Source organism: Paenibacillus sp. ACRRX, from assembly GCF_022346885.1.
GTDB lineage: Bacteria > Bacillota > Bacilli > Paenibacillales > Paenibacillaceae > Paenibacillus_B.
On sequence record NZ_JAKRNK010000003.1, the window covers coordinates 507,679 to 526,339 of the forward strand.

17 protein-coding genes are annotated in these 18,661 nt (G+C 39.8%); 2 read left to right on the forward strand and 15 right to left on the reverse strand.

Translation table 11 applies throughout. The features are described 5' to 3' along the window. Positions 1-58: 58 nt before the first annotated feature. The 5 genes from MH117_RS12935 to MH117_RS12955 form a co-directional block, all read right to left on the reverse strand. Positions 59-1,387 carry an SMI1/KNR4 family protein gene (locus MH117_RS12935; protein WP_239329127.1) on the reverse strand — a complete coding sequence of 443 codons (1,329 nt, stop codon included), beginning with the start codon at positions 1,385-1,387 and terminating at the stop codon, positions 59-61. A gap of 170 nt (positions 1,388-1,557) precedes the next feature. Then, positions 1,558-2,655, reverse strand: coding sequence for a stalk domain-containing protein (locus MH117_RS12940; protein WP_239329128.1), 1,098 nt, complete (start codon positions 2,653-2,655; stop codon positions 1,558-1,560). A gap of 398 nt (positions 2,656-3,053) precedes the next feature. Then, positions 3,054-3,710, reverse strand: coding sequence for a GAP family protein (locus tag MH117_RS12945; RefSeq protein WP_239329129.1), 657 nt, complete (start codon positions 3,708-3,710; stop codon positions 3,054-3,056). After that, a complete protein-coding gene (locus MH117_RS12950; protein ID WP_239329130.1) occupies positions 3,703-4,479 on the reverse strand; it encodes a MerR family transcriptional regulator in 777 nt (258 codons plus the stop codon). Before MH117_RS12950 ends, MH117_RS12945 begins: the two co-directional genes overlap by 8 nt. A gap of 25 nt (positions 4,480-4,504) precedes the next feature. Then, entirely contained in the window at positions 4,505-4,654 is a 150-nt protein-coding gene (locus MH117_RS12955; protein ID WP_239329131.1) for a hypothetical protein, read from the reverse strand. A gap of 157 nt (positions 4,655-4,811) precedes the next feature. On the opposite strand from MH117_RS12955, the gene MH117_RS12960 reads away from it, so the two are divergent. Next, positions 4,812-5,468: a DUF4097 family beta strand repeat-containing protein gene (locus tag MH117_RS12960; protein ID WP_239329133.1), complete on the forward strand. Its 657-nt coding sequence runs from the start codon at positions 4,812-4,814 to the stop codon at positions 5,466-5,468. Between the two features lie 256 nt (positions 5,469-5,724). On the opposite strand, the gene MH117_RS12965 is transcribed toward MH117_RS12960, so the two are convergent. The 6 genes from MH117_RS12965 to MH117_RS12990 form a co-directional block, all read right to left on the reverse strand. Next, complete coding sequence (locus tag MH117_RS12965) at positions 5,725-6,168, reverse strand: cell wall hydrolase (protein WP_239329134.1); 444 nt, start codon at positions 6,166-6,168, stop codon at positions 5,725-5,727. Positions 6,169-6,330: 162 nt separating this feature from the next. Continuing rightward, entirely contained in the window at positions 6,331-7,377 is a 1,047-nt protein-coding gene (locus tag MH117_RS12970) for an NAD(P)/FAD-dependent oxidoreductase (protein ID WP_239329135.1), read from the reverse strand. Next, a complete protein-coding gene (locus MH117_RS12975) occupies positions 7,378-8,355 on the reverse strand; it encodes an ABC transporter substrate-binding protein (RefSeq protein WP_239329136.1) in 978 nt (325 codons plus the stop codon). It lies immediately after the preceding gene. A 98-nt stretch (positions 8,356-8,453) separates the two neighbouring features. Continuing rightward, positions 8,454-10,058, reverse strand: coding sequence for an AraC family transcriptional regulator (locus tag MH117_RS12980; RefSeq protein WP_239329137.1), 1,605 nt, complete (start codon positions 10,056-10,058; stop codon positions 8,454-8,456). A gap of 215 nt (positions 10,059-10,273) precedes the next feature. Beyond that, positions 10,274-12,094: a discoidin domain-containing protein gene (locus tag MH117_RS12985; RefSeq protein WP_239329138.1), complete on the reverse strand. Its 1,821-nt coding sequence runs from the start codon at positions 12,092-12,094 to the stop codon at positions 10,274-10,276. Between the two features lie 686 nt (positions 12,095-12,780). Beyond that, a complete protein-coding gene (locus tag MH117_RS12990) occupies positions 12,781-13,659 on the reverse strand; it encodes a PhzF family phenazine biosynthesis isomerase (protein WP_239329139.1) in 879 nt (292 codons plus the stop codon). Positions 13,660-13,762: 103 nt separating this feature from the next. On the opposite strand from MH117_RS12990, the gene MH117_RS12995 reads away from it, so the two are divergent. Then, a complete protein-coding gene (locus tag MH117_RS12995) occupies positions 13,763-14,077 on the forward strand; it encodes a hypothetical protein (RefSeq protein ID WP_239329140.1) in 315 nt (104 codons plus the stop codon). Here the strand turns inward: MH117_RS12995 and MH117_RS13000 are convergent. The 4 genes from MH117_RS13000 to MH117_RS13015 form a co-directional block, all read right to left on the reverse strand. Next, positions 14,074-15,813, reverse strand: coding sequence for an ABC-F family ATP-binding cassette domain-containing protein (locus MH117_RS13000; RefSeq protein ID WP_239329141.1), 1,740 nt, complete (start codon positions 15,811-15,813; stop codon positions 14,074-14,076). The genes MH117_RS12995 and MH117_RS13000 overlap by 4 nt on opposite strands. A 614-nt stretch (positions 15,814-16,427) precedes the next feature. Next, the gene (locus MH117_RS13005) at positions 16,428-16,916 is read right to left on the reverse strand and encodes a hypothetical protein (RefSeq protein WP_239329142.1); all 489 of its coding nucleotides are present in this window, start codon (positions 16,914-16,916) and stop codon (positions 16,428-16,430) included. 407 nt (positions 16,917-17,323) lie between these two features. Continuing rightward, on the reverse strand, positions 17,324-17,650 hold the full coding sequence (locus MH117_RS13010; protein WP_028543670.1) for a DUF5713 family protein: 327 nt from the start codon (positions 17,648-17,650) through the stop codon (positions 17,324-17,326). A gap of 491 nt (positions 17,651-18,141) precedes the next feature. Beyond that, positions 18,142-18,552 carry a hypothetical protein gene (locus MH117_RS13015; RefSeq protein ID WP_239329143.1) on the reverse strand — a complete coding sequence of 137 codons (411 nt, stop codon included), beginning with the start codon at positions 18,550-18,552 and terminating at the stop codon, positions 18,142-18,144. Between the last annotated feature and the right edge of the window lie 109 nt (positions 18,553-18,661).

Genomic DNA, 18,661 nt, shown 5'->3' on the forward strand with positions numbered 1-18,661 from the left:
TAATTCAAGTCCCCTTTTATGGTCATGTGTCTGCATTGACTGGACATCAGTAGCAAAATTATTCTTTGTCAAAATAATCATCTGGCAAATTTAAATCTTTCAAATAACCAATAAATTTCTCCCTGAAATTATCATTTCTTTTATATTCCGGCCATGCAGCCTTATAATACGGCAATAACTTCTCATGAGGGATCATGCCCCAATATAGAATAGAGCTTTTCATGACCTCCTTATCGCCCCCCATTAACATCTGTTCAATGATCTCCCAGCTTTCCAATTTGTCATTGCAACCGCGTGTGGCATAGATTGCGGTTGTTTGTATATTCGAGTCAGCATGGCACAAAAATGCCTTAAATTTTTGAAGTGAAATTGCACCTGAAGATTCCAAAACATACCCCACATAACGTAACGTTTCCAACTCATGAACTCTGTCCAGACTTTGCACTATCACTATAATAAATTCTTCTAAATCAAAAGATTTACCATACCAGTTCAGAATCCTTAAAGCTTGTAAAAAATCCTCATTTTGATCCGAGTGCAGCAGTTCCAGAAGATAGACTCTTCCCGCGTCAAAAGAGGTTTTGCAGATGAGCTGAATGGCTTGGGTGCGATCATTTTGTCCTCGCTCAGCAACGTTTCCTAAGAAATCAATGGTTGGCTGCGAAATTTTCTTAAACTTGAACATGCCATCAAGCGCTTTTGATCTGATTTCTTCGTTTGGAGCGTTTTGATAAACTTGTATCAATGTATTTTCATCGCCTGGCATTTTACTGCCAAACCACCCGATATCATAATCCAAAATAATTTCGTCCAGCCAGCGCTCATACCAGTCCAGAAAGTTATCTTCATAGACAAAGAAAAAGGGGTGATCGGGATAAAAATCTGAAGTGTAAACGATTCTCCCCCTGTATTTTCCTTCAATTACGAGATACATATCGTATTCGCAGCCTTGCGTGCCAATGCACAGCATGCCTCCCATCACCTGATCACGGACGGCCTCGTATTCCAGGTCGGAGATGTCCTCATCACTGATCAGAGGGGAAGTCAAACGGTTCCATTCCTCTTTTGTCATTTCGGGGTGCAGAACGCATTTTGTAGCAAGTACACTACTATCAATATGGGAAGTTGCCTCTCCAATCGAATAAATCCCGTAATAAGGTCCGGCACCCCCATTCCCAACATTCGTTAAAAACTGCGTATAAGGCTCTGGAAGTGCGACCTGATTTTTTGCTTGCCAGTCCGCAAGCTCTTTTGCTGTAAGCTTTTCATTAACCCTGTATTTGTGTGATGATGCTCCAAACACCAAGCAATCCATATCTTTGTGCATGGCCTTTTCGAGTTTGTTATTTATTCGATCAAGTTGCGTTTCTTTCTTCCAAAACACCATTTTGAATCCCCCTTGTTGATTATTTTGCCGGCTTCCTTCGTTTGTTTACCCAGTAATTCCAGCAAATGCATACCGGTATTCTCTATAAATACTCTATATGTACTCAGCAGTGTCTGCTAGACGGACGCCGAAAGAATTTATATATAACGGCTTGGATGTATTCCAGATGTTTATTGAATCGAATCCAGTAACTGGCCCTGTTTATCCACTTGAAGTCCTCCCTTTGCCATCAAATCCTGAAGTTCCAACACAAGCTCTACATCGTCTATGTTTGGAAGCATCTCAACTCCTTCTCTTGCTCCCAATTTAACTGCTGTTGTGATAGTGATCGGATACTTCCGGTCCTCCCAGGAATAAGAAGCGATCAACCAGCTAAGAAGAGTATTGCCATGCTGATCGTACGCATTAAGATCTGCGTGATATTGACTGAGCAGCTTCAACATTCTGGCGCGTTCCTGATCAGTTCCTGCAAACTCGATTGACCCCAAAGAATGAACCGGCGTTTCAGCATAAGTGTTCATGGGATTCGAAGTCATATTAGGGTTTGCACCTCTTTTTAACAATTCCTCCGCAACCTGGTATTCATTGTTCTCGATAGCATAATTCAAGGCTGTGTACCAGGTATTAGGGCTCCTGTAATTTACATCAGCACCATGAGCAATGAGTACCAAAGCAATCTCGCTGTACTTATTTGTTTCATCCAGATTATCTTGAATCAAACCACCGAGCAGCAGTGAGTTTTTGTTCCATACCATATTTGGATCTGCTCCATCTGCCAAAAGAGAGAGCACTAACGGCATATTAGCAACTTGAACCGCTGCAACTAAGTCTTTACCCAACTCTGCTTTGCTTTTCTTATTTGGCAGATTGATTATAGCTGCTTGCAAAGCAGGCTCCCAGTAAGCCTTATTGCCGAATAATTCAGCAATTCCTTCTGCGGAAGCATACAATACACCGTTATTTTTTTTCAGAGGCGAATCCATTACCTTATAGTTCTTGCTATTTTTATTAACGACTGAGCTCTCGAGCTTGAAAGAATACGTAGTGGAATTACCCCTTAGTGCTGTAAGAACTCTTGATTGATCATTCCATTTGATATTCTTCTTAGCAATGCCCTGAGATTGTAACAGTTCAAACACTGGATATAATAGCTTATTGTTCATCTTTATCACTGGAATGTCTGATTTATAATATTTTCCAAATACAATTAATTTCGCGGTCTGTACATCACCCTCATTAGCAAATACCTTCTCACTTTGTATTTGCATAGAAACTAGTAATATTGTCAAGCTTAGAATACATGATGCAATAATGATTGTTAGCTTTTTGATCACGTCATCTCTTCCGTTCTATAGTAGATTTGAACTTACCTCTTGTGACCCCAACTTTTGCACAGAAAAATGGACATAGTAGACAAATGTTCCCTTTAATAATTAGGCAAACACTGAAGCAATATCGCTCCATCAGGCAAACTAAGGTTGGACTCCAGCTTAAGCTTTCCAGAGCCTCCACGTGGTTCTTCAAAAACTTACCCCTACTTATGATAAGGTTCACGTTATCATTCTAACAGCGAATTCTTTATACATATGAAATAGAATTAGAGCGCCATCAAATGAGGTAAGCGCTTTATATCTTCAATAAATGACGCTGCATACTCTAATACTCTTTACAGATAATCCAAACTATTAAAAATCAAAATCAGCCCAACGATACACATGATCCATGAAATAGCAGATCCTGAATACTTCGAAAGCCGGATTCGAAGGCGTTCTAATGAACTTTGCATCACTCGTCCCAATAATAAATGCAGTGTAAACACAATCAATGGCGGCAGCACCATAATGAAATTATAGCCAGCTAAAATCGGCAGCCACTGAAATACTGCCAAATTTGAGGTTGTCATAAGACCAATCGCAGCAAAATAAGGAAATGCTGCCCCCACTTCAATCAATGATGTCGTGAACCCGAGTGCAACCATAGATGCCATACTTTTGGACTTTGGCTTTGGCAAATCGGAGTTTTTACTTTTAGGATAATAAAAACTTGCTATAAACAATATCCCCCCGATAATCAGCATTACCCAACTAACAATCCGATTTTGAAAGATAGAGGAAAAGGAAGCCATTATAGCATCTAGACCTAACATTAGAGAAACGCCTACCACAAAATAAACCCCTGCGACTGTCAATAAATAAATCATTAATCGTGAGTTTAACCGCTCTCTTTCAGTTAAAAGCAAATAAACCGTAACCCCCAAAGTTGCCGGACTAATTGCATCTAACAGGGCTAATCCCCCTACTATAAGAATTAATTCATTACCCACGATTCTCCTCCTTGCAGGTAGTGGATTTGTGAAGGGAAGAAATGTAGATTTCGTATGCTCGCTCCATAAAATCAAGAACTTCCTGTTCGATCGGATAAAGTCCAAGCTTCTCAGATTGCATTGAAGACTTTCTTATATCCCATAGTTTATTGATAAACTCATCTTCGTCATTAAAGTCTTCCATTTGCTTCTCCAGCATGCGTCTTATTATGTTTTGCACTTTTAATGACGCAGGATCATTCTTCATATGTTTTTTTATCTGACCTAACAGAGCAATCCACTCCAGAGAATCAGGATCTTCTCCCCTCATTTTGGGAACCTTTTTCAAAAGCTCGAGTTCCATATCATTAAACATGCTCTCTCTATAGCTCTGTAACCTTGATTTATTATTAGTTGATAACCGAATAAGTTTCTGTAATGCAAGATAGTCATCTCCACCTTCTACTGCCATCCCATTTATCAATTCCCGCAGAGAAGACTCTATACCCTTTAATTTATCTTGCTCTTCCATAATATAAACCAGTTGGCTCTTCAAACTATTGGACCAATTCCAATTAGGATCAGTTAGCATTACTTTAATATCTTTTAAGCTGCAGCCGATTCCTTTTAAAAATTGAATTTGCTGGAGCCGCTTCAAATCCTCTTCTGTATATAGACGATGCCCCCCATCGGTTTTGGAGGAGACTGTTAGTAATCCGATCTGATCGTAGTACCTAAGCGTTCTAACCGTAATTTTAGTCTGTTTCGCAACTTCCTTTATGTGAATCAAGCACTGACACCTCTAATGATTGAATTTAAATTTCTTTGTTTTTAAATAAACCCATTTTAATTAAATATCCTAATCCTAGACCGACTAATACACCAGGAAAAGCTTGATCAAGCATAAGTCCAATCCCTGCTCCAATAATGACACATGCATAAATAATGATATCTCCTTGTTTCATTTTAACATCCCCCTTGTCTTTATCATTGGCTTCATTATACAAAATGACGTAACGTCACTTTCAAGTGTTTATTTACAAGTGTTCTTTTAAATGTTACTTGCAAGTGACGTTACGTAACCTAATACAATCAGCTTAATAATTATGAAGAGGTGAGGAAATGAATAAATATTACGTTTGTTTACTTTTGGTAGGAATACTATTTCTAAGTGCTTGTGGTGCTAATGAAGAGGCTATGCAAACGGTATCACTTAAGGGAATTAATAACATCTATATTGACCATGGCAGCACAACAGTAGAAGTAGAATCAGCAGATATCGAGTCAGTTGAAGCTTCCTGGCTTAATAATAATGGAACGGGAATTGTTATTGATAAGGAGAACGAACAATTTAATATTCGGCTAAAGAGTGATTTCAGGAACATAGTGAATATCGGAAAAATGCCACAATTATCTCTCCGTATTCCAGCCAATTATGAAGGAAAAGTAACGATGGACGGTTCTTCCGGAAACGTAAAGATAAAGAACATGAATACACAAAAGCTCGATATAAAGGGGAAAAGCGGAAATGTATTGCTTGACTATTTAGAAATAAATAATGACATTCATGTTTCTGTCAAAAGCGGCAACGTTCAATTAACTTTGGAAGACAAGGACTCTAATGTAAACTGGATTTTGCAATCTGGTAGTGGAAAACGATCTGTTTCCATGCCGCTGGAGGATAGTAAGCAAAGTAACCGGAAGACACAAGGGCAAACGGGGGATGGTTCATTTACTGTACAACTTCAAACTACATCTGGAGATATAACAGTTAAATAAAACATCTTGAACGGATCTGATCGCATAGAAAGACTATCGCGAAATTCATCAAGGGACGAATACATCCAGCCAAATGACAGGGAATTAACAAGAGAAGCCTGCTTCCCACCCCTAATGGAAGCAAGCTTCAATTTAATTCCGCTAAACCCAAAGAAGCCGCGATTTACGCGGCACCTAATGAGATAAAGTTTTGCCAACCGACATATTGCTGTGACAAGTCAGGTTAAGAGATCCTGAGCTCTTTTCGTTTATACAATTAATACGTATTATATACTTCTTCACATTCTTCCGCGGTCGGCTCATAAAAACAGTGCTTCTTCCATCGTCCTACAAACGGCTGATTATACCAAGTTGGCGGACATGGTCCGGGATTTTCGAACGATCCGGGACGGAAATACCATAAAGAGAATTTGGCTGGCCAATTTCGCTCTCCATTCACCGCCCGTCGCGCCAGACGACGTTCCCGCTCTCTTGCGTTTTGATAGTACATACCATGCTGCAATGCTTCAAATGCATGTGGCTGGTTGATCATTTGAGGAATTGTCCGGATGTCTTTAAAATCGGAGCAATTCGCTCTTATTCGGTTAATACCAACATTTCCAACAAGGAGCATGCCCATTTCGCCTTCGGTCTCAGCTTCCGCTCGAAGCAACCTTGCTAACATATTAATATCTTGGTCCCTGGCTTTTACGACTGCCATTGGCTCACCTCTTTAGATTTCTAGACTCATCATATTGCAGGCGAAGCGGAAATGTTACTCTGGCAAAATTAAAAGCAATAATAAATCCTTATAGACCTTCAATAAAAAAACCCATTAGATAAACAGATGATTTGTTTATCTAACAGGGAAGGTATTAACCTATCACTTATGTGTAGTTACAGCTTTATTCTTTTGTTGTATCGCATCATTTTTTTCAGCGAAGATGTCATTGTGAGAAGAAACGCCCGCCATTTTTGATTCTGTAGGGTCCATGTATAATTTGGCGCTATTCACAGCGAGAACAGCATCGTTGAATGCGCCTGCAATCAGTCTTACTTTCCCTTCGTTCGTTACAATATCGCCTGCGCCAAAGATGCCTGGCATGCTTGTGCACATTTTTGGTGTAACAGAAATGCCCCATTCTTCAGAGGCTAAGCCCCAGTCCATAATGGCGCCACCAAAGTTTCGTTCAAACCCGTGATTGACAAGCACTTCGTCTACTTCAATTTTTGTCGTATCATTTGAATCAACATGCTGTAATGTGACATGTTCAATTTTATTACCATTGCCATGTAAACGCGAAACCGTGTAAGGCACAAAGGTTGTTGCGATTGACTTCATGCGCGTTACAGACGATTCAAAGGCACTAAAGTCATCTCGTCTATGAACAACGTACACTTCTTGGGCGATAGGAGCCATTTCAATAGCCCAATCTACAGCTGAGTCGCCCCCACCAGAAATGAGTACACGTTTATCTTTAAACTTATTTATGTTCGTTACCGTATAGTGAAGGTTGTTTAATTCATAACGGTCAGCGCCTTCAACCGTTAATTTCTGAATGCGTGTAATACCGCGTCCTGTAGCTAAAATAATTGTTTTCGTATAATGTTTCTCGCCTGTTTTAGCTGTTAAGACGAAAATGCCATCCTCGCGTTTATCCATGCCAACAACCTCTTGACCAAATACGATTGTTGGATTAAATGTCATAGCTTGCTTGATTAAGGAGTGAATAATATCTTCACAGCGAACAGGCTCAATGCCACCGACATCCCAAACTAATTTCTCAGGATAGGTGCGCATAAACCCACCTAATTCATGTTTAACTTCGATCATTTTTGTTTTCATTTCACGCATGCCACTGTAAAAGGCAGCATACATACCAGCTGGGCCGCCACCGATAATAATGACATCATAGATTTCTTGTTCCATTTAACGCACCAACTTTTCAACTAAATAATCAAGGAATAGTGGAGAGCCAATCAAACCTTCACCTACAACGTAATCTGCTGTTTTTAATGGGTACACATTACCTGCTTTCACAGCAGCCATTTCTTTCCACATTGTGCTATTCTCTAAATCTTTCATGGATTGTTCACTACTATAATTTTGCATTGTACGTTGTTCGACAAAAATATGGTCTGCTTCAATCTCTGGTAAAACTTCTAAGGAAATGGGCGTGAACCAATCCTTATTATCTTTTAACTTAGTAGGAATATTTAGTCCAAGTTTTGTGTACAGCATGTCACTGCCAGGGCTGCCCTTTTCAGTGCCTAGCACACGATATTGTTTTTGTTCTACACGTAATACGAGAATTTTTTCGTCACCTATAGCATTGTGTAGTTTCTTTTTGGTGTCTTCTATTTTTTCGTTAAACTTCTTGAGAGCAAGTTCAGCTTCTTTCTCTTTATTGAACAGTTTACCAAGCACAGGAACATATTCATCTATTGCTACACCTGCTTCAACAGCAACAGTAGGGGCAATTTTACTTAAAGCCTCGTATTTTTTAGCATCGATAGCTGCGCCTTCAGCAATAATGACATCTGGTGCTGCTTCAAGAATAACTTCTAAATTATCCTCATATTGCACAGTCGGAATTATTTTAACATTGTTGTCCTTAAATAATTTCGGGCGATACTCAGGTTCAATCTCTTCAATGACTGTCACCATTTGAGGCGTTACACCGATTTCAATTAAGTTTTCAGCATAGTTAGAACGAAGGACTAACATATTTTTAGGTTCAGTAGGTATAGTGACATCACCATAGGCATCTTTTACAATACGCGTTGTAGGCTCGCTTTTTACTTCTTTATCCTTTGCCTCATTTTCGCTTCCTTTGTTAGTGCTTGAGCAAGCAACTAATGTTAAAGCAATTAATACAAAACATATATATTGCATCGTTTTTTTCATTGAATATAGCTCCTTATTATTTGATAATGATTATCACTATCAAATAATAACAGGTAATGAAGGCGCCTACTATAGCGTAAAGTGCCTTAAAAATTGGATTATTGTGTTTTAGGGCAAACACGATCTATTATCGATTGTTCAATCTGCTGCATAATTTTCCTTTTGCCAAACACACTACAATTGTTAATCCATAAACCCGTATCCACATTAAAAACACGCTTATTTTTCACAGCATCTAAATTTGCCCACTGCTCACTTTTTTGTAAATCAGCTAAGCTAATGTCAGCAGTATAATAATCCATTATGCGTTTTTCAATAAACAAATAAGTAGGATTTGCTGCCACTAATTGTTGTAGAGAACATATGTTGAAACTATTTTCATTTACGCGCAATATTTCAGGCATTTGTAAGCCAAGTTCCTGATATAAAAGGATAGCCGAGTCACTAGAAGATTCACCAACATAGCGATAGCCCAACTCCTCCACACGTAAGTAAAGTACAGTAGCATCCTTTGCAATATGTTGTTGTATATTATTTTTTAGAACATCTACATCTGTCGTAAGTTCGTGAATGATTTGTGCAGCTTCATTCTCTTTATTAAACAATTCACCAAAATAACGAATTAGTGAGTTTAAATCATAAGGTAGCCCCGTGATAACAGGGGCGATTGTTTGGAAGTGTTGTTTTGTCTCATCCGTTAAGTCGACACCGATAATTAAATCCGGCTGTTGTTGTACAATGATGTCTTGTTGAATCACATATTGGGGCATTTCTAAAATGGTTGTACCTACTTCATGAAAAAGAATCTTTTGATACTTTGGCGTTAGGGAGCTCGTCACAGTAACACAACTAGGTACAACACCTAATGCAATCGCAATTTCTGCATGTGCAGGTGAGAGAAAGCAAACACGATACTCACCAACGGCCTTTTTGAATTGCTTAGGTGGGCGACCAACAATGCGTTTAAACTGTCGACTAAAGTTTTGCACATCATCAAAGCCAACTTTTTTTGCAATATTTTGTGATAAATCATCTGTTGTTAATAGCATTTCTTGTGCGCGGAAAATACGATAACGAATTAAATAAGCTATCGGTGTTTTATCATATAACGCAATGAACTTTCTCGAATAATACCAAGGGCTATATCCAGCGATAGCTGCTAGTTCATCCCTTGTCATCATTTGGTTATATTTTTTTTGCATATAAATAGCAGTATGTTCAATTCTTTGCTCAAGTGTGTATTCATCTGTTGATCGCTCTTGTTGTAATTCTTTCAGCAAGCTGTATAAAATAAATTGTTTAATGGTGATATGGAGATGGTCTGTGTTTTTAGCGAACGACATGCGAATATCTGCGATGACCGTTTCAGGCACTCGTTGCATGTAGTAACCATTCGTTGTATCGATAGACCAATTATAGGTTGATTTCATTTCTGTATCATACAGCTCAAAGCTAATTAAATAGCCTGAAAAATCAAGACGGTTTGTATTGGTAAGTTGGATCACCGCACCACTTTCAAGGGCAATTAAATGCCCAAATACAATATGCTCTTTGTGCCCATTAATGGATAGAGTGGTTTGACCATCCGTAATCAATAAGAGCGCCGCACGATCAAGATGTATCGTTGATTTTTGAAATAATGATTTGGCTAAATCTTTTATTTCTGTGCAATGTGCCAGCCCATTAGGATTAGAATCAAGCATTATGTACTCCTTTAGTTCGTTGTGATAAAAGTATACTACGGAATGTCACAACAAACGGCATAAAACGACAAGTTCAAAATGAATAACATAAGGAAATAAAAAAACATTACAGAAAATTGAGATTTATGAAAGTTCCTCCCTGTGAAAATCAAAAAGCCCCTGAGACTTAAAGTCTCAGAGGCAATACATCTTTACTATTCTATCAGCCGCAAGGGTTATGTCGTAAAATTAGGGCCGTAAGCCTCAAACTCATAAATCCTTGCTGCGGGGTTTGTGGTCTGTGTAGGCGTCGTTACGTTCAGCTTAATATATCGTGCCGTTACTTCAGTTATCTTATCTACGGTAATACCGCTCGTATTGTTGAGTATGTCGACCACCGTGTTCCAGTTCGTACCATCAGTGCTGATCTGGATATTGTAAGCCTTGGTGTTGTACGAGGCGGTCTCTCCACCTTCCGATGCGTGCTTGATGACAAATTCGTTTACTTGCTGCACGGAACCGAGATCGATCTGCAGCCAACGGTTACTGGATTTGGAGCACCATTTGCTGTCATTGGTTACGCTACCGTCCACGGCTTTGAACGCAGTTTGCGAGGCGTTGCACGTACTGTCAACCGTTGCGGGTTTATTTAATGCCACATTTGGAGGGCCGTATACCTCGAACGCATAGATTCTTGCTGCAAGGTTGGTGGTTTGCGTAGGCACCGTAACGTTCAACTTGATGTATCGAGCCGGCTCAGTAGTTATTGTATCTAACGAAATGCCGCTTAGGTTATTGGTTACGTTTACGACCTTATTCCACTTCAGACCATCCGTGCTAACCTGGATATTATAAGCCCTCGTGTTGTAGGAGGCCGTCTCTCCGCCTTCCGATGCGTGCTTGATGACGAATTGTTTCACTTGCTTCACGGAGCCCAGATCGATCTGCAGCCAACGGTTACTGGATTTGGAGCACCATTTGCTATCATTGGCAACTAATCCGTCCACGGCTTTGGCCGCGGTTTGCGAAGTATTACATGTACTGTCAACTGTCGCGGGTTTATTTAATGCCAAATTGGGGGGGCCGAATACCTGAAACTCGTAGATTCTTGCTACATGATCTGTGGTTTGCGTAGGCGTCGTAACGTTCAACTTGATATACCTTGCTGATAATGCAGTGATATTGTCTACCGTCGCACTATTTTTATTATCGGTTACGTTGACTGCCGTTTCCCAGTTCGCACCATCTGTGCTGACCTGGATATTATACGCCTTCGTGTTATAGAAGGCTGGCTCTCCGCCTTCCGCTGCGTGCTTGATGACAAATTGGTTCACTTGCTCAATGGAGCCGAGATCGATCTGCAGCCAACGGTTGCCGGATAAAGAGCACCATTTGCCGTTATTGGTTACGCTGCCGTCTACGGCTTTGGCCGCCGTCTCTGAGGTGTTGCACGTACTGTCCGCTTTCGCGGGTTTATTTAACGCTAAATTCGGAGAACTCACCGTTATCGTGTACGTCACCTTATTGGTACCGGTTTGCGAGGTCACGATGATCTTCATGCCCGTCGCTAGCGTCGTCGCTTTTGTTATTCCGTCTGCATTGTAGATCTCGAACGATGCATTCGCTGACGGCGTGATCGCGGCCTTCAACGCGGCTAGCTTGACGTCACTCCCGACAAGGATCGTCTCATTTACCGTCCCGCCGACGCTTACCGTACCGATCGTCGAGGTCAATGTCAATATAGCTGCGCCACACTTCGCGTCTGCACTCGAGGCCACCCATTTCGCATACAGCGTTAGGCTACTATTAATTGGGTCTGACGCAAGGTAGGCTCGCGTTAGCGCACTGTCGTAGAACCAGCCTTTGAAGCTGTAGCACTCCTTCACCGGAGTTTGTTGAAAATATACTGTATCTCCGGGCGACACAAATTCAGGGGGAATCGTTGAGCCGCCGTTCGTATTATAAGTCACGACCTTTTGGCTATCGCCCCCTTTATCTCCGCCAGCAAATGACGAAGATCCGAATGCCATTAACGAAACGAGAAGAGCTACCACCATTAAGTAACCTCTTAACCTCGCTATATTCCTTTTCTTGCTTCGGATAATACCTAACTCTTCCAAGAATTGTGCCCCTTTCTCACTCCCTAATGATTAACGCTTTTGATACTGCGAGCTCTCCCGCAAAAGCATTCCTTAGCCTTTCGTTTGTACAACATCGTACAGCGCCTTTAACTGGCATCGCATGAGGGGACTGGGGACGTATTCATATCATACGGCTGCTGCACCAACCATTATGTTATTCAAAATACGCGAAAGAATGTCTGCTTATTGTTACTTCTGCTGTAATAAGGTCGAAGGTCGAAATTACGCTCCTTTCCTGATTTACTTTGATATCCGATGCAATCTGAATGATGTATATTAGGATTTCGGCATTCATAATGCAAATTCCTGTAAATAAAATACTTTTTCCATACAAATTATTGCTTTGATGAGGTCAATGTATCGTTAACTCAACGGCATTATCGAATGCGATGAAACGCACTTTGTGCAGCCTGAAAGGGGCGCAAAAGCGTCATCCAGATCATGATAAAAGGGCGAGGATTGGTGGCATATAACCACCGGTCCTCGCCCTTTGTCTTTCCCCAAAACCTTACCCGACAAGCCGTTTTCCAAGCACGTTGCGGGAGATCCGAATCCGAAAAATTACGCCCTACTGGTGATACGGCTCTCCGCTAAGTCCATGATTAAATTAAAACATCAAACTCATTTACATAAACTGCATTACCCGTAACCTCTATCCCATTCCCGTTATCGGTCACGGACACTCGAATCTTGCCGTCCCTTCCGATCTCGTGCCCCTGCTCGATGAGAAGATCTAATGAAGGAGCGTGTTTGTTTATGTATCTAGCGTAGTAAGCGCCCATCACCCCAGACGCTGTACCAGTTACTGGGTCCTCGATGGTGCCAGAAAACGGAGAGGAAAAATGACGTGCGTGCATATGTGCATGGGGATCATAGGTTTCAATACAAAACGGATGGATAGATGCTTTAGGCATTTCCTTCAGCACATTTGGGAAAAGTTGATTGTTGGGCTGCATTCGTTTGAATGCGGCAAGGGTTCTTATTGGGATCAACAACGTCCATATACCTGTGCTTCCGTACAATGTTGGCAATTTTGACTCAATATCACTCTCTTCAATGCCCATTGAGTAAGCCAGATCTTTAAGAGAGCCTTTAAATTCTTGAAACTGGGGAACAGCTTGCTTCATGGTAATGTGAAGTCCGTCGTTTGAAGTAATTCGAATCGGCAAAACACCTGCTTTTGTTTCAATCCTAAGATCAGTATGATGACCCAGTAATCCCTTTGTTTTTAAAGCGTAGATAGTGGCCATTGTTGCGTGGCCACAAAGATTTATTTCATGGCCAGGAGTAAAAAAACGAATTCTTACATCTGCCTTATCGGATTTAAGAGGAAAAGCTGTTTCATTAAAACCTACTTTTTCTGCAATTTCCCTCATTTGTTCTTCGGTTAAAGTTTCACCATCCAATACTACTCCCGCTGGATTTCCCAAATTGGGAATACTGCTGAATGCATCGTAATGATAAACCTTTATTTTCCTCACATGTCCACCCCCATGTATTTAGATACACATATCATATTCGTGACCTAGAGCTAAGACCCTTTTTCATCTAGGGGTTATTTTCTTATTCAGGAGGTATGTAAAAATGAGAATCGTTAATACGAAGCATGACATTGTCACTTTGCGTTGTTCGGAAGTACTTCCTTCGGCGCTTGTCCTCCCGGTCAAGGACTACTTTAAACAACTGAGGGCTGAAGTGAGCGAGGAATCGGGGAGCACTTTCAGCTTGTGCCACAAAGGCTACATCGTCCAGTTCTATCATAGCCCCGAAACCTTCACACATTTATACAAATCCATGCCCCGCAAGGAATTCCGCAAAAAACTTGCCCTACTTATGATACAGCTCTCCATAACATCTAAAGAGCGAATTTTGGGGGCAGATCAGAGGATCGTAATTTAAAGCAACTTAATCAGCTCTTCTAGCTCATCAACCAATACTTTTGCAAGTTCAAAATTAGTATCTTTTAAAGCCAATTCTATTTTCATTTCAACTGCTTTTTTGTTTTGTTCCGCTTCTAAATAGTCTTTATCAAAATGTCTAGCATATATCATCTGTCTAAATTTTCGCATGCTCATTTTTCTAATCGTCTTATCGTCAATGATTAAAACATAATCCATACCATTTACAACAGAATAGAAATCATGAGATATCATGAGAATCGCACCTTTATAATCCTCAATGGCTTTTTCCAACGCGATTTGTGTATAGGTGTCTAAATGGCTTGTAGGTTCGTCAAGAAGCAATACGTTTGCCTTACTAACAGAAACTTTAGCCAATTGGAGTATATTTTTCTCTCCACCAGATAAAGATGCTATCTTCTGATTAACGATTTCTCCTTCAAAGCCATAGTGTGATATATACGATCTAACCTCATCATAAGTGCTAAACCCAGCATCAATGAATTCCTCTAGTATGGTATTAGAATCCTTTAACACTTCGCCTTGAAGCTGAGATAGATAAGTCACTTTAGCATCCGCATTTATTTCAATGGAATCATGCTTATTGTTAAAGATATCTCGGAGTAAAGTCGTTTTTCCGGTACCGTTTGGACCGATAATGGCTACTTTATCCGTAGATTTTATCTCAAAGCTAACATTTTCTAATAGCAGCTCATCAAACGCAACACTATAATTACTGACATTTACAACAATGGTGTCTTCCATCTCATGATCAATATCAAAACGAATATTCGGTTGCTTAATATCAACAAATGGCGCTTTAATTCTACGCGCTTCCAATCTCTCTTGAAATCTAACTCGAGCTTTTAACGCTCTCCCTCTAGATGCTTCTGAATTAATAGTTGCAATAGCTCTAAGATTATCAATAATGTTATCGTATCTCTCAATTTCTTCTTGTTCAGCGACTGCGATTTCTTGCAATTCAATCTTTGTCTGTAGTAATGAGAAGTTATACTCCATATATCGCCCATCAAACTCTTGGATCTCCATGTTTTCAAGGTGAATAATTTTGTTGAAACAATGATTCAATAGATATCGGTTGTGGGTAACAACTAGCAGTATGCCTTTGTGGGAATTAATAAGATTTTTAAGCGCATTTAGGTTTTCAAAATCTAAAAATACATCGGGCTCATCCATAATCATCAAGTCGGGACTACTAAGCATCTCCTTCATCACTTGAATAAGCTTGAATTCTCCACCACTCAGCTCGGATACCCTAACATCTTTTAGCTTCATGAGGTTTGCTAGATTTAGTTTTTTATTAATGTTGCTTTCAAAATTATCGCCACCGATTGCATTAAACGCGTCTAAAGCTAATTGGTACTTTTCGAGTAACGGCTCAATATCTGATGATGTTTCCATTTCAGTACAAAGAGATTGTATTTCATTTTGTATTTGAATAAATTCTTCCCCAATATATTCAAAAACGGTTGTTTCTTTCGTTCTGTCTAGTTGGGAGAACTGACTTACATACCCAATTGTGCAGGTTGGATCTATCTCTAACTTGCCCTCGAACAAATATTTTTCTGGATCCATCAGTATATCGATCAGTGTACTTTTACCACTGCCACTTGTTCCTATAAAAGCGCAATGCTGTGCCTCTTCTAACGTAAATGAAATGTTTGTGTATAGTTCTTTTTGTGGAAATGAGAAGGATAAGTTTTCAACTTTTATCATAGTACTACCTTTCTTTATAACTAAATTTGTGACTATTATTGAATGTATTGTAGAGCATAGAGTTTGAGTTTACCGTTGTTAGAGTAACACTGTTTACACCCAACTTCAATCCATTTATATTCCCATCCCTTGGGGGGTTAAAGTTCCTTGTTAGCTCCTGACGAATAGTCAACGGAATAGGTCGGGAAGCTTTTGGGGAGGCTGCAGGGGTGAACTGAATAGCTTTATGAACGCTAGTGTAAACGCCTCTTGTGATGAGAGTCCATACTTTACGGCAACATCAAGAACCCGCGAATCCTTCGAGTCCTCAGATATACCCCGCAATGTCATCCTGGTTAATTGAGTGAACTGTCCGGAACGATGTTACTTGTGATACGGTTCACCGCGCTGGTAGAAGCGGCAAGTTTTAAAGGGGGCATGTCAATAATTTTGAGTAAACTCTTTTAAGGCCCGGGGAGCTAGCTCGTACGCTTTCTCCTACGCCATGTAGTTTTCCACAAAAGAGGGATAAGCCCAGTCCAAATCGCGGATCGAATCGATCCATGTATCGAGAAAATGGCAGGAGCCAGGTGAGTACTCTATATTAGGAAATTTCGTGCTTGGTATTTGTTTCATCAATTAGTTGGCTCGTTATTGGGTTTTATGGCAGTCATTTTAATTTGGGTGAGGTTTTCTAAGTTAATTTCAATTTGCAATTCGGTATGCTCATTAATAGCGATTAGGATTTTATCTTTAATTTCTAAACTTTTTATAGGGTTTGAATTTTCAAAAAATATTCCCCATACCAAACGGTCTTCAGCATCCGTACAAGCAATAAATCCTTCATTTCCCATTTGACCATCACCGCCACAGATTTTCCCGTCTTGATAATCAATACTGACCCATTCATCAACGATCGTCCAACATTCAACATTATACTTTGATATGCTTTCAATGGTTGTGTCACACAAGGGAGAGCAATAAAATTTACTTTCATTTGTGTTGGGGTTATATACGCTGTAACAACTTAAGATTGTTACAGTGCCATTTGGAAAGATGATACTATTAACGCCGGGCAGTTCATGCTTTTCAAGATTCCAATGTTCCGCAACAATAATATTCATAATAAATCCCCCTTTATATCTTAAGTTACTAATATATACAGCTACTTGTTGAGGACAAAAAGCTATTTAATCTAGTAATCGTTTCCTTAGGAACTTTTTCACTGTATAGGCCTTCATTTTGCTTCCAGTGTAGCAATGCCTATTTAATAGAGATGACGAACTGAGAATAAGCAAGATTGTATTGAACTCCAATGCCAACTGTAGATAGTAAGCATTGGGTGTACATACTTACAATTTGAGTAACTTCGGAACCCCGATTGTACTGCTCATAGAAATATTCCTTGATCTCACACGAGGTGTCATTACCAAAAACCTCAGCACTCCATGTTCCCATATGCTCTTCACCTATATAAAGGGATATGTTGGCGTATAATGATGATGAAATAAAAATATATTTCCCTAACAAACTACCAATCACGTTCACGAATGGCTACTTCTGTATCTATTTCGATACCAAAAAAGGCTAAAATATCTTCAACAGTTTGTGCAATTGATTCTCTGCCAACTGTTTCAATTTCGCTGTCATTTTCGTCAAACTCTTCTGCAAGATCATTGATTGCATTGATGGCGGAATTAAGCTTTGATTGAATTTCCTCGATATCTTGATTACCTTGTTCCAAAAATTCAACAACTTTAACTAGTTCAGCTTTGACTTTATCCACAAGAAAATTAGGGAAGTATCCATCTATATACATATCTTTTAAATATTCAAAATCAGAACTTAGTTTTTTCATGAAATGATCCTCCAATAACATGGCTAGAATAGGATAACTTTACCGCCTTTACTTTATCTGTGTCAATCATAAGGAAAAGCACGTTCTATTGGCCCATCTGGATGAAATAGTAGAGGGATTGTTTGAAGCAAGAATGAATTTTATCGGAGAAGTACCCTATGAAGGAGAAAAAAGAATGCGTAAAAAGGTAACACAGCTTATGGCTTGTGTTCTGGTTGTTCTGTTGATAATGACACTGCTACCTGAACTGTCTGGAGGAAAGGCTTATGCCCTACATCATCAGCACAGTGGCTGGCACAGGTGTAGATGGAAATTCGGGAGACGGGGAAGCAGCAAAGGTTTCGGCTGCGTCCAGTTGTTCCATCTCCGGCGAAAATTTTTCGCCCTACTTATGATACGTTTCTCCGCAATGTATCTAAGCACAAAGTACGGTTCGACCACAATATATAAAGCCACTCCTGACATTGGAGTGGCTTATTAAATAGAACACGTTATAGTACATGTTCTTTGTATTTTTTTTTGAATTGGTCGGGTATTTGTTCGTAGATCTGCAGAGGTATTCCACATTCATTTTTTAATCTTATTTCTTGGTCTATCTCATATCTCTCGAGAAATTCCCAATACGCAATAAACACATCATCTTCATGTATAAATTCCATCCACCCATCGGCAATCAATTCATCGTCGGCATTAAACACCATAATACTAGAGAAGTTCTCAACTGCACCATCTAAGTATTTGGTTCTATGCCCTTCTATACAACAATCAGACCAATCAAACTTATATTCATCTTGGATCATCCCATAACACTTTAAGTCCTCAGATAACTGTCTTTCCACTTCTGCTTTCAAGTTAATACCCATACAATCAGCAAAACTTAAATTTATATAATCTGGCTTCACCTGACTCCCTCCTAACCAAAAAATTTCTTCTTTCATTTAACCTTAATCGATGAAATAGTCATACGGGAGATCACTCTTATCATGTTTTGAATCAGGTTCATACAAGCCC